The organism is Pollutimonas subterranea (assembly GCF_002849655.1).
Lineage (GTDB): Bacteria > Pseudomonadota > Gammaproteobacteria > Burkholderiales > Burkholderiaceae_B > Pollutimonas > Pollutimonas subterranea.
Genome location: NZ_PDNW01000064.1, coordinates 1 through 546 on the forward strand (window position 1 = coordinate 1; position 546 = coordinate 546).

Sequence of the window (546 nt, forward strand, 5' to 3'; positions counted from 1 at the left end):
AGCCAGCGCTGGTATGCGCCCATGTTGTCGAGCGCCTTGTAGACGACCGACAAGCCAATGATGGCGTCGATGATGTAACTATTGATCCCGACATTGAAATACACACCAAGCAGCATGGTGGTGGAGTGTCCAACGGCAAATAGGCTTACATAGAGGCCGATATGTTTCATCCGATACAGGAAGAAAATCACGCCAAGCAAAAACAGGATATGGTCATATCCGGTCACCATGTGCTTGGCGCCAAGATAGATGAACGGCAGCAAATTAATGCCTGTTATCTCTTGGATATAGCCCTTGTCGCCTTCTGCCACGGCGTGGCCAAAGGCCGCGTCGGCAAATAGCAAAAGAGGCAGGAAAGCAAGGCAAAGAAAAGTTGCTCGCTTCCCCTGTATGGGCGAGCGTAGCCAGCCCCCAAGGAAGGGTCTAAACATGAGTACTCCGATAGTTTCGATGAAGTTGAAATGGTCTTGAATCGACCAGTTTTCAGGTAAGGAAACCGGCTTTCGGAGGACGCTCAAGAAGAAAGCTATGGTGAGGCAGCTTGGA

General features: G+C 50.4%; 1 protein-coding gene. It reads right to left on the reverse strand.

Features of this window, described 5'->3' with window-relative positions:
* Positions 1 to 431: HupE/UreJ family protein (locus CR159_RS21355; protein WP_143705507.1), on the reverse strand; the 431-nt coding region annotated here is incomplete at its 3' end.
* Positions 432 to 546 lie beyond the last annotated feature (115 nt).